At 71.6% G+C, this 22078-nt stretch carries 22 protein-coding genes; 10 read left to right on the top strand and 12 right to left on the bottom strand.

Annotation, left to right across the window (positions count from 1 at the left end; all coding sequences use genetic code 11):
* Positions 1–39 precede the first annotated feature (39 nt).
* Together ACZ499_RS10405 and miaB are read right to left on the bottom strand one after the other, a co-directional pair.
* Positions 40–765 carry a class III extradiol dioxygenase subunit B-like domain-containing protein gene (locus tag ACZ499_RS10405; RefSeq protein WP_468673618.1) on the bottom strand — a complete coding sequence of 242 codons (726 nt, stop codon included), beginning with the start codon at positions 763–765 and terminating at the stop codon, positions 40–42.
* 238 nt (positions 766–1003) lie between these two features.
* Positions 1004–2500 (bottom strand): tRNA (N6-isopentenyl adenosine(37)-C2)-methylthiotransferase MiaB, encoded by a 1497-nt coding sequence (miaB, locus tag ACZ499_RS10400; protein WP_468673616.1) that lies wholly within the window; start codon positions 2498–2500, stop codon positions 1004–1006.
* Positions 2501–2598: 98 nt separating this feature from the next.
* On the opposite strand from miaB, the gene ACZ499_RS10395 reads away from it, so the two are divergent.
* Entirely contained in the window at positions 2599–3594 is a 996-nt protein-coding gene (locus tag ACZ499_RS10395) for a TAXI family TRAP transporter solute-binding subunit (RefSeq protein WP_468673614.1), read from the top strand.
* A gap of 65 nt (positions 3595–3659) precedes the next feature.
* Here ACZ499_RS10395 and ACZ499_RS10390 read toward each other — a convergent pair whose 3' ends face one another.
* Both ACZ499_RS10390 and ACZ499_RS10385 read right to left on the bottom strand, forming a co-directional pair.
* Positions 3660–5060, bottom strand: a complete 1401-nt coding sequence (locus tag ACZ499_RS10390; protein ID WP_468673611.1) for a sensor histidine kinase — start codon at positions 5058–5060, stop codon at positions 3660–3662.
* A 15-nt stretch (positions 5061–5075) separates the two neighbouring features.
* Positions 5076–5780: a response regulator transcription factor gene (locus ACZ499_RS10385; RefSeq protein ID WP_371655082.1), complete on the bottom strand. Its 705-nt coding sequence runs from the start codon at positions 5778–5780 to the stop codon at positions 5076–5078.
* 253 nt (positions 5781–6033) lie between these two features.
* Between ACZ499_RS10385 and ACZ499_RS10380 the strand changes: the two genes are divergently transcribed.
* From ACZ499_RS10380 to ACZ499_RS10345, 8 genes are all read left to right on the top strand, one after another.
* Complete coding sequence (locus ACZ499_RS10380) at positions 6034–6819, top strand: amino acid ABC transporter ATP-binding protein (RefSeq protein WP_468673608.1); 786 nt, start codon at positions 6034–6036, stop codon at positions 6817–6819.
* A gap of 110 nt (positions 6820–6929) precedes the next feature.
* Positions 6930–7850 carry a glutamate ABC transporter substrate-binding protein gene (locus ACZ499_RS10375; protein WP_468673606.1) on the top strand — a complete coding sequence of 307 codons (921 nt, stop codon included), beginning with the start codon at positions 6930–6932 and terminating at the stop codon, positions 7848–7850.
* A 143-nt stretch (positions 7851–7993) separates the two neighbouring features.
* On the top strand, positions 7994–8641 hold the full coding sequence (locus ACZ499_RS10370) for an amino acid ABC transporter permease (RefSeq protein ID WP_385540031.1): 648 nt from the start codon (positions 7994–7996) through the stop codon (positions 8639–8641).
* A complete protein-coding gene (locus tag ACZ499_RS10365; RefSeq protein ID WP_468408735.1) occupies positions 8638–9552 on the top strand; it encodes an amino acid ABC transporter permease in 915 nt (304 codons plus the stop codon). The genes ACZ499_RS10370 and ACZ499_RS10365 overlap by 4 nt, the downstream gene beginning before the upstream one ends.
* 143 nt (positions 9553–9695) lie before the next feature.
* On the top strand, positions 9696–11300 hold the full coding sequence (locus ACZ499_RS10360) for an FAD-dependent monooxygenase (protein ID WP_468673604.1): 1605 nt from the start codon (positions 9696–9698) through the stop codon (positions 11298–11300).
* 71 nt (positions 11301–11371) lie between these two features.
* A complete protein-coding gene (locus ACZ499_RS10355; RefSeq protein ID WP_309506048.1) occupies positions 11372–11419 on the top strand; it encodes a hypothetical protein in 48 nt (15 codons plus the stop codon).
* A gap of 126 nt (positions 11420–11545) precedes the next feature.
* Positions 11546–12061, top strand: coding sequence for a cupin domain-containing protein (locus ACZ499_RS10350; protein ID WP_468408788.1), 516 nt, complete (start codon positions 11546–11548; stop codon positions 12059–12061).
* Positions 12058–12459 carry a rhodanese-like domain-containing protein gene (locus ACZ499_RS10345; RefSeq protein ID WP_468673602.1) on the top strand — a complete coding sequence of 134 codons (402 nt, stop codon included), beginning with the start codon at positions 12058–12060 and terminating at the stop codon, positions 12457–12459. Before ACZ499_RS10350 ends, ACZ499_RS10345 begins: the two co-directional genes overlap by 4 nt.
* Positions 12460–12612: 153 nt before the next feature.
* On the opposite strand, the gene ACZ499_RS10340 is transcribed toward ACZ499_RS10345, so the two are convergent.
* The 6 genes from ACZ499_RS10340 to ACZ499_RS10315 all read right to left on the bottom strand — a co-directional run bounded on the left by ACZ499_RS10340 (position 12613) and on the right by ACZ499_RS10315 (position 19795).
* Complete coding sequence (locus ACZ499_RS10340) at positions 12613–15204, bottom strand: ABC transporter permease (RefSeq protein ID WP_468673601.1); 2592 nt, start codon at positions 15202–15204, stop codon at positions 12613–12615.
* Positions 15201–15809, bottom strand: a complete 609-nt coding sequence (locus ACZ499_RS10335; RefSeq protein WP_468673600.1) for an ArsR/SmtB family transcription factor — start codon at positions 15807–15809, stop codon at positions 15201–15203. The genes ACZ499_RS10340 and ACZ499_RS10335 overlap by 4 nt, the downstream gene beginning before the upstream one ends.
* Positions 15810–16101: 292 nt before the next feature.
* The gene (gene recX / locus ACZ499_RS10330) at positions 16102–16758 is read right to left on the bottom strand and encodes a recombination regulator RecX (RefSeq protein WP_468673599.1); all 657 of its coding nucleotides are present in this window, start codon (positions 16756–16758) and stop codon (positions 16102–16104) included.
* Positions 16759–16761: 3 nt separating this feature from the next.
* Positions 16762–17883 (bottom strand): recombinase RecA, encoded by a 1122-nt coding sequence (gene recA, locus ACZ499_RS10325; protein ID WP_468408747.1) that lies wholly within the window; start codon positions 17881–17883, stop codon positions 16762–16764.
* A gap of 230 nt (positions 17884–18113) precedes the next feature.
* Positions 18114–19265: an AI-2E family transporter gene (locus tag ACZ499_RS10320; RefSeq protein WP_468674070.1), complete on the bottom strand. Its 1152-nt coding sequence runs from the start codon at positions 19263–19265 to the stop codon at positions 18114–18116.
* Positions 19266–19600: 335 nt separating this feature from the next.
* Entirely contained in the window at positions 19601–19795 is a 195-nt protein-coding gene (locus tag ACZ499_RS10315) for a DUF3046 domain-containing protein (protein ID WP_468673598.1), read from the bottom strand.
* 79 nt (positions 19796–19874) lie between these two features.
* On the opposite strand from ACZ499_RS10315, the gene ACZ499_RS10310 reads away from it, so the two are divergent.
* Positions 19875–20816, top strand: a complete 942-nt coding sequence (locus ACZ499_RS10310) for a hypothetical protein (RefSeq protein ID WP_468673597.1) — start codon at positions 19875–19877, stop codon at positions 20814–20816.
* A gap of 160 nt (positions 20817–20976) precedes the next feature.
* Here the strand turns inward: ACZ499_RS10310 and ACZ499_RS10305 are convergent, their stop codons facing one another.
* Both ACZ499_RS10305 and ACZ499_RS10300 read right to left on the bottom strand, forming a co-directional pair.
* Positions 20977–21285, bottom strand: a complete 309-nt coding sequence (locus tag ACZ499_RS10305) for an AzlD domain-containing protein (protein ID WP_385824625.1) — start codon at positions 21283–21285, stop codon at positions 20977–20979.
* Entirely contained in the window at positions 21282–22040 is a 759-nt protein-coding gene (locus ACZ499_RS10300) for an AzlC family ABC transporter permease (protein WP_468674068.1), read from the bottom strand. The genes ACZ499_RS10305 and ACZ499_RS10300 overlap by 4 nt, the downstream gene beginning before the upstream one ends.
* Positions 22041–22078 lie beyond the last annotated feature (38 nt).

The following is a 22078-nucleotide window of genomic DNA, read 5'->3' as shown; positions in this document are numbered from 1 at the left end:
CGCTGCTCCGAGGCAGCCCGGGCCGGGATCCGGCGTCGCTCAGGACCAGACGGCGACGAAGTACCCCACGCCGTACGGCGCGTCCTCGTACAGCAGCCGGCCCGCCAGGCCCGCCCCCTCGGCGGCGCCCGCCAACACCTGCCAGGGTGCCCGGCCGGCCGCCTTGAGTTCGTACGCGAGCTCCGCGTCCAGCTCCAGCAACGCGCGCGTGTCGGCGGCGCCCAGCGCGCTCCCCACGCCTTCGTCGAAGACGGTGGCGCGCTCGTCGAGGTAGCCGGGGGACTTGAGGGTGCGGCAGGCGCTGCCGTCGCCCATCACCAGGAGAGCGACGCGGTCGGCCCTGGCGCCCAGGCCCCGCCCCGCGTCGGCGCAGCGTGCGGCCTCCAGCGGCTCGCCCACTCCCAGCCCCTCGACCGGGGCGTCCGACCAGCCGGACCGTTCCAGCAGCCACGCGCCGACGGCGAGCGAGGGCGGCAGCTCTCGCTCCTCGCGCGCGTCACCACCGTCGGCCGGCGCCGGGCCGAGCCGTACGCGAAGGTCCACGCCGAAGCCTGCGAAGGACCCGGGCGCGCCCTGGGGGTGCGGGCCGCGCGCCGCCTGGTCGGCGGGGCCGACCACGACGAGCAGATCGGGCCGGGAGGCGGCCAGCAGCCCCACGGCGTCGGCGCAGGCGTCCCGCGCGGCATCGAGCTCCGGCGCGGCGCCGGAGGCGACCGCGGGCACCAGTAGCGGCGGACAGGGGCAGACGGCGGCGGCTACGAGCATGATCCGCAGCGTAGTGGGTGTGCCCGGCTTCGGCCCGGCACGGGCGCCACGAACCGGCCACGCGCGCGTGAGCTGAGCGAAGGCGATCCGGGCGGCGACGCGCTTATCGATGAACCGACCACGCGCGCGTGAGCTGAGCCCGTCCGGGCAACCCACCCGCGTTGTGGGCCGGAACCCGCCACGCGCGCGTCAACGGGCCACCCGCGAGTGGCTTCGTCCACGCGCGCGTGGAGAGACTTCAGACGACGCTGCATCCGCCCGTCGCGGCCGGCAGCGGCTCGGGGACGCCGATCTTCGGCAGGCCGAGCAGCACCCCGGCGGGCTGTGCCGGGGCCGCGTTGCGCTTCTCCCAGGCGTCGCCCGCGCGGGTGCGGCGCACGCCGCTCGTCGGGCCCTCGGCCAGCAGGTGGTGCGGGGCTGCGTAGGTGATCTCGACGGTCACCACGTCGCCGGGGCGCACGTCCTGCTCCGGCTTGGTGAAGTGCACCAGGCGGTTGTCGGGGGCGCGGCCGGAGAGCCGGTGCGTGCTGCCGTCCTTGCGGCCCTCGCCCTCGGCGACCATGACCTCCAAGGTGCGGCCGACCTGCTTCTTGTTCTCCTCCCAGGAGATCTCCTCCTGGAGGGCCACCAGGCGCTCGTAGCGCGCCTGCACGACCTCCTTGGGGATCTGTCCCTCCATGGTCGCCGCGGGGGTGCCGGGGCGCTTGGAGTACTGGAAGGTGAAGGCGTTCGCGAAGCGGGCCTCGCGGACCGCGTGCATGGTCTGCTCGAAGTCCTCCTCGGTCTCGCCGGGGAAGCCCACGATGATGTCGGTGGAGATGGCCGCGTGCGGAATGGCGGCGCGGACCTTCTCGATGATCCCGAGGAAACGCTCCTGCCGGTACGAGCGGCGCATCGCCTTCAGGACGGTGTCCGAGCCGGACTGCATCGGCATGTGGAGCTGCGGCATCACGTTCGGGGTCTCGGCCATCGCGGCGATCACGTCGTCCGTGAAGTCGCGGGGGTGCGGCGAGGTGAAGCGGACCCGCTCCAGGCCCTCGATCTTGCCGCAGGCGCGCAGCAGCTTGGAGAAGGCCTCGCGGTCCCCGATGTCCGAGCCGTACGCGTTGACGTTCTGGCCGAGCAGGGTGATCTCGGAGACGCCCTCGGCGACCAGCGCCTCGACCTCGGCGAGGATGTCGCCGGGGCGGCGGTCCTTCTCCTTGCCGCGCAGCGCGGGGACGATGCAGAAGGTGCAGGTGTTGTTGCAGCCGACCGAGATGGAGACCCAGGCCGCGTAGGCGGACTCGCGCCGGGTGGGCAGCGTCGAGGGGAACGCCTCCAGCGACTCGGCGATCTCGACCTGCGCCTCTTCCTGGATGCGGGCGCGCTCAAGGAGCACCGGCAGCTTGCCGATGTTGTGCGTGCCGAAGACGACGTCCACCCAGGGCGCCCGCTGGACGATGGTGTCGCGGTCCTTCTGGGCCAGACAGCCGCCGACGGCGATCTGCATCCCGGGCCGCTTCGTCTTCATCGGGGCGAGCCGGCCGAGATTGCCGTACAGCTTGTTGTCGGCGTTCTCGCGCACCGCGCAGGTGTTGAAGACGACGACGTCGGCGTCACCGTCGCTGCCCTCGGGCGCGCGTACGTAGCCCGCGCCCTCCAGGAGGCCGGACAGCCGCTCGGAGTCGTGCACGTTCATCTGGCACCCGTAGGTGCGCACCTCGTACGTTTTCAAACCCTCTACCTCGCTCATCTCGTACACCAGGGTACGAGGTCGTACCGGCACACCGCCCCGCCTTCCCCCGACCCCGGGCCTGGCCATCACGGGGAGTGAGCTGGCAGGATCGCGCCATGCTCCAGGCCCTCCCCCGTGTCAGCCGCCGTCGTGCCCTCCAGGGGGCGGCCGCGGCGCTGGTGGTGTTCGGGCTGCTGCTGTGGTGGCTGCTGTCGCTGGGGGCCTCGCGGCCGTCGGGGACGATCACGTTCAGTACGGGTGTGCGGACCGGGGTGTACCAGCGGTACGGCGAGCTGCTGGAGCGGGCGCTGGCCGACGATCTGCCCGAGGTGGACGTCCGGCTCCAGACCAGCGAGGGCTCGCAGCAGAACCTGAAGCGGGTGGCCACCGGGCAGGCCGACTTCACCATCGCGACCGCCGACGCGGTGGCCAAATACCTCCGCGACGACTCCGTCGGGGCCGACCGCCTGCGCGGCTGCGCCCGCCTCTACGACGACTACGTCCAGCTCGTCGTGCCCCGCGACTCGTCGGTGCGTACGACGGCGGACCTGCGCTCCAAGCGCGTCGGCATAGGCCAGCCCGGGTCGGGGGTGCGGCTGCTCGCGGAGCGGCTGATGACCGCCGCCAAGCTGGATCCGGCGCATGACATCACTGCGGTGTCGGCGGGCATCGACACCATGCCGGAGCTGCTGCGGACCGGGAAGATCGACGCGTTCTTCTGGTCGGGCGGGCTGCCCACCACAGCCGTGCTGCGGCTGTCCGAGCAGGACCAGATCCGCCTGGTGCCGCTGGGCGACCTGGTCACCGCGCTGCACCGAGAGGACGGCCTCACCGGTTTCTACCGGGCGGCGACCATGCCCGCCGACGCCTATCCGCAGGCGCAGCGGGGCGTCGCCGTACCGACGATCGCGGTGGCGAACCTGCTGGTCACCACGGACCGTACGGACCGGGGCCTGACCGAGGAGTTCACCCATACGGTGATCCGCAGCCGGGACGCCATCGGCCGCGAGGTGCACGCCGCGCAGCTGGTGGATCTGCGCACCGCGATCTACACGGAGCCGCTGCCGCTGCACGACGGCGCGCGCCGCTACTACCTCTCGACCAAGCCCTGACCCGGGGGGCACCGGCAGTCGGCCGACCCGCCTCAGCCGGGCTCTCCCGGGGCCGTAAGAGCCCCTCAGCCCGTCGGCGAGGTGCGCGGCACCCGGAGGGTCACCCGCAAGCCGTGCGGCTCGTGGTGGGCGTATGTGATGGTGCCGTCGCCCGCCGCGAGCAGGATCCGCGAGATGGACAGGCCCAGGCCCGATCCCTTGATGTTCTGGTGCCGGCCCGAGCGCCAGAACCGGTCCCCGATCCGGCTCAGTTCGTCGTCGGTCAGGCCGGGTCCGCGATCGGTGACGGTGATCTTCGAGTAATCGCCGTCAGCGGCGATGGCGACCGTGACCTCCTCACCCTCCGGAGTGAACTTCAGTGCGTTGTCGATGACGGCGTCCAGGGCGCTGGAGAGCGCCACCGGGTCCACCCAGGCGGTGACGGCGGCCCGCTGCTCGGTGAGCCGCACGCCCTTGTCCTCGGCGAGCGGGCGCCAGGCCTCCACCCGCTCGCGCGCCAGCGCGCCGATGTCGGTGAGATGGAGGTCCGCCTCGGCGTGCTCGGCCAGCGCCAGGCCCAGCAGGTCGTCTAGCACCTGGGCCAGGCGCTTGCCCTCGGCACGCACCGAGGCGATCTCCTCGTTCCCTTCGGGCAGTTCGAGCGCGAGGAGTTCGATGCGCAACAGCAGGGCGGAGAGCGGGTTGCGCAACTGGTGGGAGGCGTCGGCGACGAAGGCGCGCTGCTGGTCCAGCACGTCCTCGACGTTGTCCGCCATCTCGTTGAACGACCGGGCCAGCCTTCTTAGTTCCGGGGGTCCACCGGCGACCGCGACGCGTGACTTCATGCGCCCGGTCGCTATGTCGTGCGTGGCCGCGTCCAGGACGCGTACGGGCCGCAGCACCCAGCTGGTGAGCCGGAAGGCCGCACCGACCGCGAGCAGCATCGCCGCCACCTCGCCCGCCGCGATCAGCAGCCAGCCGCGCAGTGCCCGCGACCGCATGTGCCCGGTGGGCGAGTCGGTGACCACCACGGCGATCACATCGCCCTCGCGCACCACCGGGGAGGCCACCACGAGCCGTCCGCGCTGCCACGGCCAGACCTGGGGCGGATCGTGGCTCCTGCGGCCCGCCAGCGCCTCCTGGAAGGCGTCGCCGCCCTTGCTGTCGTCCGGCACGGCCCAGCCCCTGGGGGCGCTCGCCATGGCGACGCCGTTGCGGAAGAAGACGCCCGCGCGGATCCCGTACAGCTCGTGGTAGCGGGCGAGTTCCTCCTCCAGGGTGGCCAGGCGCTCTTTGCTGCTGGTGTCCTTGTCGTCGGCGGCGGTGACGAACTGGGCGAGCGCCGCGAAGCGCGCGGTGTCGTCGATGCGGTCGACGACGACCTTCTGCTGCTGGGCGGAGGCGACGCTGATCGCGAGCGGGAAGCCCAGCGCCATCAGGACGAGGGCGAGCAGGAAGATCAGCAGCGGCAGGAGTCGCGTACGCACCGGGTGTGTCGGGCCTTACAGCGCGGCCGGGGCGACGAGCCGGTAGCCGACGCCGCGCACGGTCTCGATCAGGGCCGGCATCCGCAGCTTGGAGCGCAGGGACGCGACGTGCACTTCGAGAGTGCGCCCCGTGCCCTCCCAACTGGTGCGCCACACCTCGCTGATGATCTGCTCGCGCCGGAAGACCACCCCGGGCCGCTGGGCGAGCAGCGCGAGCAGGTCGAACTCCTTGCGGGTGAGCTGGACGCACTCGCCGTCGACGCTGACCCTGCGGGTGGGCAGCTCGATCTGGACGCGCCCCAGTCGCAGGGCGACCGCCGGGATCGCGCCGCTGTCCTCGCCCGTGGTGGTGCGGCGGCTGACCGCGTGGATGCGCGCCAGCAGTTCGCCGGTGTCGTAGGGCTTGACCACGTAGTCGTCGGCGCCGAGGTTCAGGCCGTGGATGCGCGAGCGCACGTCCGCGCGCGCGGTGACCATGATCACCGGGATGGCGGTGCGCTTGCGGATCTTCCCGCAGACCTCGTAGCCGTCCTGGTCGGGCAGTCCGAGGTCGAGCAGGACGACCCCGAAGGGCTCCTTTGGGGCGCGGTCGTCCGGCAGCAGCGCCCGCAGCGCCTCCTCGCCGTTGCGCGCGTGCACCACGGCGAAGCCGTGCTTGGCGAGCACGGCGGACAGGGCCGCGGCGACATGGTCGTCGTCCTCGACGAGCAGCAGTCTCATCGCCCCCCCTTCCGTAGTCGTCGCCAGGCATGTACTCCCGCATCCACGCCCATGCCGCCGGTGTGCGTCAAGAGGGCACGCACCGGAGCGCGGCTTCCGTTACGCAGCCGGTATTGCACCGCGCGCCCCCTTAACGGAGAGTGCCACTCCGCTACCGGATCGTGATGCTCAAGTTCCGCTCAGATGTAATGACGCTGGTCGTAGCGGCGCACTACGTTCCTCCCCAACCGAGGAAGAGCGGAGCTGGAAGCCGATGAGCGGAGTATCAGTGGCCAAGGACGCCGAGGACGCGGCACCCGCGTCGGGCGACCTGGTCGTGCTGAACAACGTCAACAAGCACTTCGGCGCGCTGCACGTGCTCCAGGACATCGATCTGACGATCGCGCGCGGCGAGGTCGTGGTCGTGATCGGACCGTCGGGGTCCGGAAAGTCCACGCTGTGCCGCACCATCAACCGCCTGGAGACGATCGACTCCGGGGCGATAACGATCGACGGGAAGCCGCTGCCGCAGGAGGGCCGCGAACTGGCCCGGCTCCGCGCCGACGTCGGCATGGTCTTCCAGTCGTTCAACCTCTTCGCGCACAAGACCGTGCTGGAGAACGTCATGCTGGGCCAGACCAAGGTCCGCAGGACGGAGAAGAAGCAGGCCGAGGAGAAGGGCCGCGCCCTGCTCGACCGGGTGGGCGTGGGCACCCAGGCCGACAAGTACCCCGCGCAGCTGTCCGGCGGACAGCAGCAACGCGTCGCCATCGCGCGCGCGTTGGCGATGGACCCGAAGGTCATGCTCTTCGACGAGCCCACCTCCGCGCTCGACCCGGAGATGATCAACGAGGTCCTCGAAGTCATGCAGCAGCTGGCGCGCGACGGCATGACGATGGTCGTCGTCACCCATGAGATGGGCTTCGCCCGCTCCGCCGCCAACCGCGTCGTCTTCATGGCCGACGGAAAGATCGTCGAAGAGGCCACGCCCGACCAGTTCTTCAGCAACCCGCGCAGCGACCGGGCCAAGGACTTCCTGTCGAAGATCCTTCACCACTGAGGCTCCCCGCGGACCCGGAGCGGCTGCCCGAGTGCGGCTCCTCCCCCACCGGCGCCACCGGCCGACGGCCCCCACATCTGAGCGATTCAAGCGATACGAGGGATGTTCACATGAAGCTCCGCCAGTCCGCCGCCTTCGCGGCGATCGCTGTGCTCGCGCTGACCGCGACCGCCTGCGGCGGCAAGTCCGGTTCCGCGGGCGACAAGCAGGCCGCCAAGCCCGGCCAGTCGGGCGCCCCGCAGCTGCCCACGTACACCGTCGCCAAGGACGTCACCCTCGACTCCCCCGCCTTCAAGGCCGCCAAGGCCCGCGGCAAGCTGGTCATCGGCTCCAAGGCCGACCAGCCCTACCTCGGCTTCGAGGACCAGTCGACCAAGGTGCGCTCCGGCTTCGACGTCGAGGTCGCCAAGATGATCGCCGCCGACCTGGGCTTCACCGACCAGCAGATCCAGTGGAAGACCGTCGACTCCGGCATCCGTGAGACCGCGATCTCCAAGGGCCAGGTCGACTACTACGTAGGCACCTACACGATCAACGACAAGCGCAAGAAGCTGGTCGGCTTCGCGGGCCCGTACTACAAGGCCGGCGCCGACCTGCTGGTCCGCAAGGACGAGACCGCGATCACCGACAAGAACACGGTCAAGGGCAAGAAGGTCTGCTCGATCGTCGGCTCCACCCCGCTCCAGGAGATCAAGAAGCCGGAGTACGGCGCGAAGGTCGTCGAGCTCGCCAAGTACTCCGACTGCGTGCAGCAGCTGCTGACCAAGCAGGTCGACGCGGTCACCACCGACGACTCGATCCTCAAGGGCTACGCGGCCGCCAACCCCGGCAAGCTCAGGGTCACCGGTCACCCGTTCACGCAGGAGCCGTACGGCGTAGGCATGAGCAAGGACGACAAGGCGCTGCGCGACTTCGTCAACGACTCGATCGAGAAGCACGTCAAGGACGGCACCTACAAGAAGATCTACGAGGCGACTCTCGGTCTGTCGGGCGCCAAGTACGTCGACCCGCCGGCCGTCCAGCGCTACTGATCCGGTCGCACCCCTACGGGTGTCACCGAGACGGCACGGTTGACCGCGCCGCCGCCGACCCGGCCGGCTGAGCCGCCCTCCACGCGCGCGTGGAGGGCGCTCCCGGCCCTGCCCGCCCAGCCGCCCGCCGACGCGGAGACCTCATGAACGTACTGCTCGACAACTTCTCGGAATTCCGTGACGGCTTCATAGGAACCGTGGAGATCACCGCCGTCAGTTCGGTCATCGCCCTGGTCCTCGGGCTGCTGCTGGCCGGATTCCGGGTCTCGCCGGTGCCGCCGCTGCGCTTCTTCGGCACCGCCTGGGTGACGCTGCTGCGCAACACCCCGCTGACCCTGCTGTTCCTCGCCTTCTTCTTCGTCGTCCCGGAGATCTTCTTCCCCGGGATGAGCCCCTTCCTGCTCGGCTCGCTCGCCCTCGGCTTCTACACCGCCTCCTTCGTGTGCGAGACCGTCAGGTCCGGCATCAACACCGTGCCGCTGGGCCAGGCCGAGGCCGCCCGCTCGATCGGCATGTCGTTCACACAGACCCTGCGCCTGATCGTCCTGCCGCAGGCCACCCGGACCGTCATCCCGCCGCTGAGCTCGATCTTCATCGCGCTCACCAAGAACTCGGCGATCGCCGGCGCCTTCAGCGTCACCGAACTCTTCGGCTGGCAGAAGCTGATGAGCGACGAGGGCTACGACATCGTCCCCGTCTTCGTCTGGGTCGCACTGGGCTACCTGGTCGTCACCTTCTTCATCAGCGGCGCCTTCCGCCTGCTGGAGAGCCGTATGGAGGTCGCCCGATGAGCGCCAGCGTTCTCTACGACGCCCCGGGCCCCAAGGCCGTCGTACGCAACCGGATCTACGCCGTCCTCGGCTCGCTCGCCATCCTCGCGCTGCTCGCCCTGAGCATCGTGCGGCTGTCGGACAAGGGCCATCTCGCCCCCGAGATGTGGGACATCTTCAACTACTCGGGCATCCGGGAGAACATCGCCGACGGTGTCGTCGCCACCCTCAAGGCCTTCGGCCTGGCGGCGGTCGGCTCGCTGGTCCTCGGCGTGCTCCTGGCGGTCGCCCGCCTCTCCGACCACAAGCCGGTCCGCTGGGCCGCGACGGGCTTCATCGAGCTCTTCCGGTCGATCCCGCTGCTGATCACCATCTACGCCGTCTGGGTCGGATTCCTGACCGACTACTCGATGTGGGCGCTGGCGCTCGGCCTGTCGATCTACAACGGCTGCGTCCAGGCCGAGGTGCTGCGCGCGGGCGTCAACTCCGTGCCCAAGGGCCAGCGCGAGGCGGCGTACGCGCTCGGCATGAGCAAGACCCAGGTCATGACCAGCGTGCTGATGCCGCAGGCGGTCCGGGCGATGCTGCCGACGATCATCAGCCAGCTGGTGGTGACCCTCAAGGACACCTCGCTCGGCTTCATCATCCTCTACCCCGAACTGCTCCAGACGGCCCGTCTGATCGCGAGCAACACCCAGGTCAACGGCCAGTACCCGTACGTGTCGACGATCGTCGTCATCGGCACCATCTACGTCGCGATGTGCATGGCGCTCTCCGGTCTCGCCACCTGGATCGAGCGGCGCGGCCGGCGCGCCAAGACCGGCATCACCATGGCCGCGGCAGCGGCCCCGGTGACCGGCGCCGACCCGGTCGGTGCGGTCGTGGGAGCCGGTGCCGAAGTGCCCGACGGGCCCGGCGGTACGACAAACTGACGGTGTATGAGGCAGTGGCGCTCGCGTCACTGCCTCCGTCACTTGACGCAAGCACCCGCAGTGGGTTGCATACGTTCTGTGATCGTGCACCGGGTCCTCAGCGCCACCTGCCAGCCGTCCCGCCGGGCCCAGGGAGCCACGCCGTGGACCCGGTGATCGTCGTCGGCGCCGGTCCGGTCGGACTCGCGCTCGCCCTCTCCCTCGCCGCCCAGAAGGTGCCCTCCGTCGTCCTTGACGAGGGCCCCGGCGGTGAGGAGCCCCGCCCGGTCCGTACGGCCGTCCTGCGGCCCGACACGGCCGCCTTCGCGGAACGGCTGGGCTGCGCCGCGGTACGCGACGAGGGCGCCCGCTGGGTGGGCTGGCGGGCCATGCGGCGCGGCACCCTGCAACGTCAGGTCTCCTTCGGAGACGGTCTCGACGGCGGCCCCCCACCGGTCCATCTGCCCCAGCACGCCCTCACCCTCGGCCTGCGGGAAGCGGCGGCCGCCTCCCGGCTCGTCAAGCTGGCACCCCAGAGCCGTCTGGACGCCCTGGAGCAGGACGACAGCGGCGTCTCCGCCCACACCACCGGCCCGGGCGCCGCCTGGTGGCGCGGCAGCTACCTGGTGGGCTGCGACGGCGCGCGCTCCACCGTGCGCAAACTCCTCGACGTCCGCTTCGCCGGGCGTACGGCAGTGGAGCGTCAGGCAGTCGTCGCGCTGCGCACCGAACTGCCCTGGCCCGGCGAGGCGTTGCTGCACCGGCTGCCTCCGTGGCGCACCGGCGGCGAGGAGGTGACGGCCCGCCCACTGCTCGACGGGACCTGGCGCATCGACTGGCTGCTGCCGCCCCGCGCCGAACTCGTCACCCCGGACGCGCTGATGGGCCGGCTGCGCGACACGCTGGCCGGGTGGTGCGGCACGACTCCGTCGTACGAACTCCTGGACACCGGCGTGTACACGCTCCATCATCGCCTCGCCCGCCGCTGGCGGGTGCGCCGCGCCTTCCTCGCCGGGGACGCCGCCCATCTGCTGGGCGCGGTGGGCATCCAGGGCCTCGACGAGGGGCTGCGGGACGCCTCCAACCTGGCCTGGAAGCTGGCGCAGGCCTGGCATCACGGCGCCTCCGAGGTGCTGCTAGACAGCTATCAGACGGAGCGACGCGCGAGTGTCGCCGCCCGGCTGCGCGCCGCCGACCAGGCGCTGCCCGTGCTGCGCGGCAGCGGAGGGCTGCGCTCGTACATCCCGGGCGCCGCGCGTGGCCACGACGCGTTGCTCGCCGACGGCCACCTGGGGCACGGCCCGCTCGGCGCGCCGCCCGCCTACCCGCACTCCCCCCTCGCGCCCCCACCCGCCGAGGCGCACGCGCCGGTCGACACAGAGGCGGGCGCACCGGTCGAGGACGTCCCCGTGACGGCTCCGGACGGATCCACGGTGGCACTGCGGGACCGGCTGGGCCGGGGACGGCTCCTGGTGGTCCTGGTCGCACCCGGCACCGGCGTCTGGGACCGGCGGCACTGGCTGACCGCTGGGGTGATGCCGCGCCTGACGGCCGCGGTGAACGCCCTGCCCGCCGACGCCGAGCTGCTGGTGGCCGAGGAGTACCCGGGAGCCGCGGCCCACACCGTGCTGCTCGTACGCCCCGACGGGCACCTGGTCACCGCCTTCTGCGGGGTCTGGCCGGGCGAGCTGTACACGGCCGCCGACACGGCGCGCGGTGGGGCCGTCGCCCACGCGCACGTGGAGGACCGCACCGCGGACATCAATTGACCGGCACAGGCGCACATGGTGTACTCCGGAACGTGACCGACACCGATGTGCGCCTGTGGCGGAGGGTCCATATGGACCTCGTCCGCTACGCGGGCTGCGTGTGTCGCCCGTCCTGCTGATTCGCCTCTCCCTCCTCGCGCCGCCGGGCCGCTGTCCGGCGTACGCGCGCACACGCGAACTCTCCAGGACGGTCCCACGTGTCACCTTCCGCGCATCCCCCTACGTCCGACTCCACCCGCGTCTGCCTGCCCGGGCCCGCTTCCCCCTCCGCGCCGAGCCAGGCGGACCTGCTCGACTTCGCCCGCCGCACGGCCGCCGACGCCTCGCTCGTCGCCTCCCTGCCACTCGACCCGCAGGGCAGGACCTGGATCCGGCTGGACGGCCCCGGCGGCAGCGAGGCCTGGCTGATCGGCTGGCCGCCGGGCACCGGCACCGGCTGGCACGACCACGGCGGCTCCCACGGCGCGTTCGCGACGGCGGCCGGGACGCTCAAGGAGGACTCCCTGGCGGCCAGGCTGCCGTCCGAGGGGTGGAAGACGCTGGAACTCGCCGAGGACCTCGACCGTTCACGGAACGTGGAGGCCGGAAAGGGGCGGTCTTTCGGACCGCACCACGTGCACGAGGTGCGCAACGAGTCGACGACCGACCACACGATCTCGGTCCACGCGTACTACCCACCGCTGCCCCTGATCCGGCGCTACAGCCGTACGGGCGCGGTGCTGCGGCTGGAGCACGTCGAGCGCCCGGAGGACTGGCAGTGAGCGAACACCCGGTGGGAATCGACGAGTTGCTGGACCGGGTCCGCGAGGACCTGGACCGAGTCGAGGCGCGGGAGGCGCGAGAGGCCGCGCGGGCGGGCGAGGCGCTCCTGGTCGACATCCGGTACGCGGCGCTGCGCGAGCGCGACGGCCTGATCCCCGGAGCGCTCGTCGTCGAGCGCAACGAGCTGGAGTGGCGGCTCGACCCCCAGGGCAGCCACCGCGCCCCGGAGGCCACCGGCCACGACCTGCGGGTCGTGGTGATCTGCAACGAGGGCTACGCGTCGTCCCTCGCGGCCGCGTCCCTGCGCCAGTTGGGGCTGCACCGGGCGACGGACCTGATCGGCGGATTCCAGGCGTGGCGCGCGGACGGACTGCCGGTGACGGCTCCTGCCGGGTGACGCGCGGGCGGGCCTGGAGGGCTGACCGCGCTTGCAGGCATGAGGGCTGACAGGGCTTGCCCGATTGCAAGCGCCAGGGCTGCCGGTCAGCGGGTGTTCATCCGCTGACCGGCAGTCCTGGCCTGGACCGGTGGTGGAGGCGGCCGAGAAGGGCTACTGCTTGCTGGTGGCCACCTCCACCGGGCGTACGGCGAGCGCCATCCGCCCGGGCAGGGCCGTCGCGACGAGGGCCAGCAGTCCGGCGACCCCGACGACGGTCACGTACACCAGGGGAAGGACGGCCGGGGCGGCGCTGCCCGTCATGCCCACGCTGAAGGCGGTGAGCACGGCCAGCGAGATCGCCGAGCCGAGCACCGCGGCGATCGACAGCACCGCGACGGCTTCGAGACGGAGCATCCGCAGCACCTGGCGGCGCGTGGCACCCGCGAGCCGGAGCATCGCGAACTCCCGGAACCGCTCGGACACCGACATGGCGAGCGTGTTGACGACGGCGATGGCGGTGAAGACGAGCACCAGCCCCATGGCCAGGCAATTGACCTCGGCGCCCGCCCGCTGCTGGTCGGCCTGGAGCTTGTCGACACTCGAACGGGTGATAACGGACAGGCCGGGGAACTCCTTCACCGCGGCGGCGAGTTCACTCTGAGTAACCGTGTTGGCGGCGGAGACCAGGACGGTGGAGGCGAGGGGGTTGTCCATGTGGTGGGCGAGCAGGTCGTGCGGGAGGGTGATGTCACCGAAGCCGAGCCCGCGGGCGTATACGGCGACGACGGTCAGGGTGGCGGGCGTTCCGTCGCCGAGAGTGAGCTTGAGCGGGCTGCCAGGGCGCAGCCCCAGCTGGTCGGCGGCGAGTCGGCTGACGGCGACGGCGTTCTTGTCGCGGGTGAGCGGGTCGAGGCTGCCGCGGGTCACATCCGGATCCCAGGTGCGCGCAAGCCCGTCCGGAGTGACGCCCTGGGCGGCGTACTTGTCGAGGCCGACCCGGACGGTGGTCCGGACGATCTCGGTGGTGGCGGCGACCCCGTGGGTCGTCCGGATCTTCTCGGCGGCGCGGGCCGGGACACCCGGGCCCTGCGCGACGAGCGCCCAGTCGGCGCGGAGGCCGTCACGGACCTGGGCGCGGGCTGCGTCACCGAGCGTCGGCTGGACGAACAGGACCGTGCAGGTCATACCGATGAGCAGGGCGAGCGGAGTGACGGCGGCGGCCATCCGAGCGGCGTTCCCGCGCAGATTGGAGGTAGCGAGCCGGCCACCCGATCCGGCGAGCCGCAGCGGCCCGGCGAGCAGTGCGGCCGCACCCTTGACCAGCAGCGGACCGAGCAGCGAGACGGCGGACGCCAGGACCACAACAGCGAGGAACGTGACCGGTGTTGAGGCGGGCTCGGTGCGCAGTCCGCTCAGTACGGCGACGAGGACGACCCCGCCCGCGAGCAGGACCAGACCGGCGATGACCCGGCCCCAGGCGGGGCGAGTGCGCTCCACGGCGGACTCGGCCATGGCCTCGGCGGGACGGATCCGGGAGATCCGGCGGCCCGAGATACGGGCGGCGCCCCACGCGCCGAGCAGGGTCGCGGCAACGGCGGCAAACATCGGGAAGACGCTGACGGCTCGCTCCAGGGTGACCGGAACGGCGCCCGTCGCGACGAACCGGCCGTGCAGCCAGGCCCCCAGCGGCAGTCCGGCGAGGGAGCCGAGCACGCCGGCGACCGCGCCCACGAGCAGCGCCTCGCGGCCGATCAGCCTGCGCACCTGCTGAGGAGTGGCGGCGATGGCGCGCAGCAGGGCGAGTTCACGGTGTCGCTGCTGGATCGAGAGGGCGAAGGTGCCGACGACGACCAGGACCGCGACAAGCAGCGAGGTGCCGCCGATGGCACCTCCCATGGAGACCAGCTTGGTACGGGCCCCGGCCGCGTCCAGGAACTCGACGGCGCCCCGGGCGTCGCCGGTGGAGATCCGGGCAGCGCTGCGAGGAGTGTCCCCGGCGGCCGCACCCCGACCGCCACCCGCCGCGACGGCGAGCGCCTTGCCGATGTCCGCCTTCAACTGCCCGACGTCCACACCAGGTTCGGCGACGACTCCGATGGCGGAGAGCTGACCGGGCCGGGCGGCGAGGCGCGCGGCTTCGGCGGCGGAGAAGAAGAGGGAGGTCTGACGCTTGAGCTGACCGGAGGAGGGGGCGGCTACCCCGGTGACGGTGTACGTCTGCGGAGACTGGGTTGACTGCACCGTAAGCCGGTCGCCGGGGGTGAGGTGGGCGCGCGAGGCGAGCCCCTGGTCGATGACAACATCAGTGGCCGCTCTCGGGGCGCGTCCCTGGACAAGCGAGAAAGGAGTGAGCGGAGCGGACTCCCAGCTGTGCCCGTACGTTGCCCGGCCCGCCCCACCCGTCACCAACGGCTGGGCGAGAAAGGTGAGTTCGGGGACGGCGGACTGGACGCCGGGCACGGCACGTACGGCGGGAAGCAGTCGGTCGGGCAGCCACGCTCGTTCGGCGACGGGTTTGGCCTTGTGCTTGACCTTGGTCTTGCCCTTCTTCTCCTTGACCGTGGTCTGGTGGACGTTCTGGTCGGCGGAGACGATCAGGGGCGCGGCTGCATAGCGTTCGGTGGCTATCTTTCCGCGCAGCCCGGTCTCCAGGAGCGTCCCGCAGGCGGTGATCAACGCGGCCGCGCACATGAGGGCGGTGAACGCACCCAGGAACCCGCCCTTGCGGTCCCGGATGGTCTGCAAGGCATAGCGCAACATCATGAGGATTCCTCGGGAGCGTGAGTTTCGGGGGCGGAGGGGGTGGGGGTGGGGAGGGGGGCGGGGGCGGGGAAGGCCATCAGCCGGGTGTGCACGACCCGTGCCCCCGCCGGCGTCTCCCCCTCCGCGCGCTTGTAGCGGTTGAGGAGGGCGATGTACTCCTCGAAGAACTCGCGGAGTTCGGCGTCCGTGAGCCGGATCTCACTGCGCGAGTAGCCGAAGTCATCGGTGGTGCTCTCGCGCTGAAGTCGTTCGAAGAGCTCGACGTCGGCCGCGTAGGCGTGGTGGTTCAGCTCGTCCATGACGAGCCGCATCTCGGGGGTCTGACGGCTGCGGGGCGGAAAGCGCCGGTCGCCGGGGACGGCCCGCCACCAGCGTTGCCGACGCGGGCTGTTGCCTTCGGTCTCCTCGACGAAGCCGTACCGGGCGAGTTCGCGCAGGTGGTAACTGGTGGCGCCGGTGTTCAGGCCGAGGCCGCGCGCCAGGATCGCGGACGTGGCCGGGCCGTGGAGAGCGAGGTGTTGAAGGATCTGCTGCCGCCGCGGCTGCGCCAGCGCCTTGAGCGCGGTGAGATCCGCGATCTCGGTACCGCCGGGTTCCTGTGCCATGCGTACACATTCACCTGTGCACAGATACCTGTGCACTGGAGCGCCCCGGCGTCCTCGGGGTGGGGATATCCCCCGCCCGGTGCAGCAGAAGCACGGTTTCCGCAGCTCAGAAGGAGTCGGTGGCGACTGGACGGAGCGGCGTGGGATCCGCGCACGACAACGCCCCCGGCCGGGGTGACCGGGGGCGTGTGTGGTTCTGGCGGCGAGTTGACCGGGCTCTGGGGTGGAGATGCGGGCCTTGGCCTCGGGCTGGCGGCAGTTGGCTCTGCGGGTGCGCCAGCCCGGGGAAACCTCAGTACGTCTCGTACAAGTCGTCCGCGGTTTCGCCCTCGGCTTCCAGGGCCTGGCGGACGACTCTGAGGGCCATGCCTTCCGGGTAGCCCTTGCGGGCCAGCATGCCGGCGAGGCGGCGGATGCGGCGGTCGCGGTCCAGGCCCCGGGTGGAGCGGAGCTTGCGGGCCACCAGCTCCCGGGCGGTCTCCTCCTCCTGGTCGGAGTCGAGCTGCCCGACGGCCTCATCGACGACCGCCGAGTCCACACCCTTGGTGCGGAGCTCGCGGGCGAGTGCCCGGCGGGCCAGGCCGCGTCCGTGGTGGCGGGATTCGACCCAGGCCCCCGCGAACGCCGCGTCGTTGATCAGTCCGACCTCTTCGAAGCGCGAGAGGATTTCCTCGGCGACCTCGTCGGGGATCTCCCGCTTCTTGAGGGCGTCGGCCAGTTGCTTGCGGGTCCGGGGGGTCCCGGTGAGCAGGCGCAGGCAGATCGCCCGCGCCCGCTCAGCCGGGTCCTGCGGCGCCGGTTCCTTCTCGGCCTTCGACGAGTCGGCACCGTCACCGAATCCCTCCGGGCCGGCCCGTCGGGAGCCGGCCCGCTTCGGGCCCGGCCGCCCGGACCGGGCCCGGTCGGGACCCGTCCCGTCCGGCTCGGCCCATTCGGTCCTGCGTGTCATGGTCTAGCTCTTGGCAGCGGCGGCCTTGGCCGTCTTGGCCTTGGTGGCCGGGGCGGGCACGGATGCCGCCTCCGCCTCCGAGGCCGCAGCGGCCGCGTCCGGACCGGGCTCGGCCTTGGGGGCCTCGGGCCGGACGCCGACGCCCAGCTTCTCCTTGATCTTCTTCTCGATCTCGTCGGCGAGGTCGGGGTTGTCCTTCAGGAAGTTGCGGGCGTTCTCCTTGCCCTGGCCGAGCTGGTCGCCCTCGTACGTGTACCAGGCGCCGGCCTTGCGGACGAAGCCGTGCTCGACGCCCATGTCGATCAGGCCGCCCTCGCGGCTGATGCCCTGGCCGTAGAGGATGTCGAACTCCGCCTGCTTGAAGGGCGGCGCGACCTTGTTCTTGACGACCTTGACGCGGGTGCGGTTGCCGACCGCGTCGGTGCCGTCCTTCAGGGTCTCGATGCGGCGGATGTCGAGCCGCACCGAGGCGTAGAACTTCAGGGCGCGGCCACCGGTCGTGGTCTCCGGCGAGCCGAACATCACACCGATCTTCTCGCGGAGCTGGTTGATGAAGATCGCGGTGGTCTTGGACTGGTTCAGCGCGCTGGTGATCTTCCGGAGCGCCTGGCTCATCAGACGGGCCTGGAGACCCACGTGCGAGTCGCCCATCTCGCCCTCGATCTCCGCGCGCGGCACCAGGGCCGCGACGGAGTCGATGACGATCAGGTCGAGGGCGCCCGAGCGCACCAGCATGTCGACGATCTCCAGAGCCTGCTCGCCGTTGTCCGGCTGGGACAGGATCAGGTTGTCGATGTCGACGCCGAGCTTCTTCGCGTACTCGGGGTCCAGGGCGTGCTCGGCGTCCACGAAGGCGACCTGGCCGCCGGCCTTCTGCGCGTTCGCCACCGCGTGCAGGGTCAGGGTCGTCTTGCCGGAGGACTCCGGTCCGTAGACCTCCACCACGCGGCCGCGCGGCAGGCCGCCTACGCCGAGCGCCACGTCGAGCGCGGTCGACCCGGTGGGGATGACCTCGATGGGCTCGTTCGGCCGCTCGCCCAGGCGCATCACCGCGCCCTTGCCGAATTGCCGTTCAATCTGTGCGAGCGCGGCGTCCAACGCCTTCTCGCGGTCGGTTCCTGCCATGGGTTCCACCCGGTTTGCTTGAGTCGATCGCTTCACGTCAAAGACGCTAACCCCTGCCACTGACAATGGGCCCCGGAGTCCCTCCCGCCTGTGGATAACCCCCACCGGAAACCCGGCGGAACCCAAGTGAACACAGGGCCCTGCTTCCATATGAATGGATGTTCGATTTTAGTGTCAAGCGCACCACGCGGCACGGGCGAGGGTGCGGCCGGACGGTTCCGACCGTCGCCTCAAGCGCCGTCGCCGCCCGTCGGAGCGACCGGCTCCGCCGCCCGGTCCCGGCTCAGCGCACGCCGCATGCGCACCAGGGCGGAGTCTCCGACCCGCTCGCGCCTGCCGTGCACGCGCGGGTCGTCCGTCACGTCGTAGCGCTTCACATAGGCCCCCAGGAACGCCTGGAGCGTCGCCACCGCGGGGATCGCGATCAGCGCGCCGACCGCGCCCATCAGCGCGGTGCCGGCGATGACCGAGCCGAAGGCGACCGCCGGGTGGATGTCGACGGTCTTGGCAGTGAGCTTGGGCTGCAGCATGTAGTTCTCGAACTGCTGGTAGATCACCACGAACCCGAGCACCCACACCGCGTACCAAGGGTCGACAGTGAAGGCGATCAGCATCGGGAGCGCGCCCGCCAGATACGTACCGATGGTGGGGATGAACTGGGAGACCAGACCCACCCAGACCGCGAGCACCGGCGCGTACGGCACGCCCAGGATCTGCAGCAGGACGTAGTGCGCGACGCCGGAGATGAGCGCCATCAGGCCGCGCGAGTAGAGGTAGCCGCCGGTCTTGTCGACCGCGATCTCCCAGGCGCGCAGCACTTCGGCCTGGCGGGCGGGCGGCAGCATGGAGCAGACCGTGCGCCGCAGCCGGGGCCCGTCGGCCGCGAAGTAGAACGAGAACAGGAAGATCGTCAGCACCCGGAAGAGACCGCCCAGGACGGTGGCCGAGACGTCGAGCACACCGCTCGCGCTGTTCTGCACGTACTTCTGGAGCCAGTCCGAGTGCAGCAGACTGTCCTGGACCTCGACGCGTGAGAGGTCGGTGTGGAACGACGCGTTGATCCAGCTGATCACCGAGTCGAGATACTTGGGGAAGTGCTCGACCATGTCGACGATCTGGCCCGCCAGCATCGAGCCGAGCAGCACGATGAACCCGGCCGCCGCGATGATCACCGCGAAGAAGACGATGAAGGTGGCGAGGCCGCGGCGCATCCCGCGAGCCGACATCCGCCCGACGGCCGGCTCCACCGCGAGGGCGAGGAAGAACGAGATCAGAATGTTGATCAGCAGCCCGATGAGCTGGTGGAAGGCCCAGCTGCCGAGCTGGAAGCAGGCGTAGAGGGCGAGCGCCAGCACCATGGCGCGCGGCAGCCACCGCGGCATCCGCACGGCGCCGCCGACCCCGGGCACGGGCGGCGGCGGCCCGGCGGTCCCGGCGCCCGGAGCCGCTCCGGGCGCGGCCGGGGCCTCGCCCACGGCCGCGTGCGGGATCGCGCGCGCGTGGGCGCCGCCCGTCGCGGACAGGCGGCCTTCCTCGGGCGGGCGCCCGTCACCGTCGGAACGGAGCTCGTCCTCGGAACGGACTTCGTCCCCGGGTCTGCGGTCGTTCCCGGCCGGGCGGTCGGCCAGGCGGTCTGTCTGGGTGTCGCTCTCGTCAGTCGGTGCCACGCAGCAAGTCTCGCCCATGCCTCCGACAGCGGGCCCTCAGCCCCGGATCGTCACCGCTTGTACGCGGGCACGTCCATGGCGGTGCACACGGCCCGCCAGACGTCCTTGGTCTCCCAGCCCGCGTCGAGTGCCTCGTGGACGGTACGCCCGCCGAGCTCCGTCATGACATGGTCGCGCGCGAAGGAGTCGGCGTAGGCGGCGCCGAAGTGGTCGGCCATCCGCTCCCAGAAAATCGTCAACCGCATGACTCCAGTATCCCGCCCCTGAGAGTGCAGCCGGGGCCGTCCGGCTTGTCTGCGGCGCTTCGCGCCCTACGGTCGGACCATGGCCGGATCCGGAACATCACCCGCGACTGTCCCCACGCTCCGCACGCCGCTCGCCCGAGCCGAGCACTTCGTCTGGCTGACGGCCCGAGTGCTGGAGCAGCGGCGGTTCGCGCACCACTTCCTCGGCGGCGGCGCCGACCCAGTGGAGACCGCACTCGCCGCCTACCAGAACGACGACGGGGGCTACGGGCACGCGCTGGAGCCCGATCTGCGCGGCCCCGTCAGCCAGCCCCTGCCCACCGCGCACGCGCTGCGCGTCCTGGACTCCGTCGGCCGTGTGAGCGGCCGGCGGACGGAGCGGATCTGCGGCTATCTGACGGCGGTCTCGACGCGCGACGGCGCCCTGCCTGCGCTGCACCCGTCGGCGCGCGGCTACCCCGTCGCGCCGTTCGTGCAGATCGTCGACGACCCGCCCAGCGAACTGCTGGCCACGGGTCCGGTGGTCGGGCTGCTCCACCGCAACCAGGTGTGGCATGCCTGGCTCTTCCGTGCGACGGACTTCTGCTGGGCGGCGGTCGACGCCCTGGAGAAGTCGCACCCGTACGAGATCGAGGCGGCGATCGCCTTTCTGGACGGGGTGCCGGGCCGCGCGCGGGCCGAGGCGGCGGCGGACCGGCTCGGGCGGCTGGTGCGCGAGCAGCGGCTCGCGGTGCTCGATCCGGACCGGCTTGAGGACTTTCCTGTCGCTCCCGGATACGCCCCGGCCGAGCACCACTTTCCGCACGACTACGCGCGCGTGCCGGAATCGCTGGCCCGCCGCTGGTTCACGGACGAGGAGATGGCCCGGTCGCTCGACCACCTCGCGGCCGAGCAGCGGGAGGACGGCGGCTGGCCCATCCACTGGCGCGAGTGGGCGCCGGGCACGGCTCTGGAGTGGCGGCCGATCGTGACGATCGAGGCGCTGCGGACCCTGCGCGCGTACGGCCGCGCGATCGACTGACGCCGGGCAGTCCCGACTGCCGAGCCTCCACCTGTCCCCTACGGAGGGCGGTCCGTCTTCCCTGCACGGAGGGCGGTCCGCCTCTCCCGTCCGGAGGCCGGACTGCCTTCCGGTACTGCGGCGGGCGGATGCCCTCCGTACGGGCTGTGCGGGGCAGCTCTCAGCCGCCCAGGGCCCGCACCCCCGCCGTCACCAGTACGGCAGCGAAGACGATCACCAGGAAGGGGGCGCGCAGCATCAGGGCGACGGCTGCCGCCGCGAGGCCCGCGCCTCTGGCGTCGAGCACCAGGTGCTGCCCGCTGCTGAAGGTCTGCTGGGCGGTGAGGGCGGCCAGCAGCGCCACCGGCAGTAGCGCGGCGAGCCGGCGCACCAGTGGCCGCTCCAGGGCCCCGGCGGGGACGAGGAGGCCGAGGAGCTTGACCAGGTAGCAGCCGACGGCAGTGGCCGCGATGGCGATCCAGACGTTCAACGTCCCGCTTCCTTCCCGGAGTTCCCGTCGGCCGATACGGACTTCGCCCGGCCCTTCCTGGTGTTCTCGCGGCCTTTCGCGGCGTCCTTGCGTCCCTTCAGGAACAGCACGACGGGGGCGGCGAGCGCGGCCATCAGGACCGGCGCTCCGGCGGGCAGTACCGGCAGGAAGCCCAGAGCGAGCAGTACCGCGAGCCCGGCGGTGATCCGTTCCGTGGCGGTGGTGAGCATCGGCGCGAGCAACGCCAGGAAGACGGCGGGGCTCGCCGCGTCCAGCCCCCACGCGTCCGTGTCGCCGATCGCCTCCGCGCCCACGGCTCCGGCCAGGGTCGTCAGGTTCCACAGCACGTAGAGCGTGAGTCCGGTGACGGTGAAGCCGATCCGCGCGGCCCGCCGGGTGGGCTGGGCGAGGGTCACGGCGGTCGTCTCGTCGATCACCCACTGGGCGGCGAACGGCCGCACCGCGCGCGGGAGTGCGAGCAGCTGCGACAGCCGCAACCCGTAGAACGCGTTGCGTACGCCAAGGAAGAAGGCTCCGGCCGCGGCCGTGAACGGGTTGCCGCCCGCGGCGAGCGCGCCCACCAGGGCGAACTGCGAGGCCCCGGTGAAGACGAGGAGGCTGAGCCCACAGGTCTGGAGGAGTGTGAGCCCCGATCCCGCCGAGGTCACACCGAAGGCGAAGCCGGAGAGCCCGACGGCCACGCCGACGCCGAGGGCGTCCCTGACGACGGCGGAGTCCGGCTTGGCCTCGCCCACGACGGCGGAGTGCGAACCGGTGCCGGTCGCCGCGGAGC

The organism is Streptomyces sp. NPDC031265, from assembly GCF_055570295.1.
This window is presented reverse-complemented; position numbering and strand designations above follow the sequence as displayed.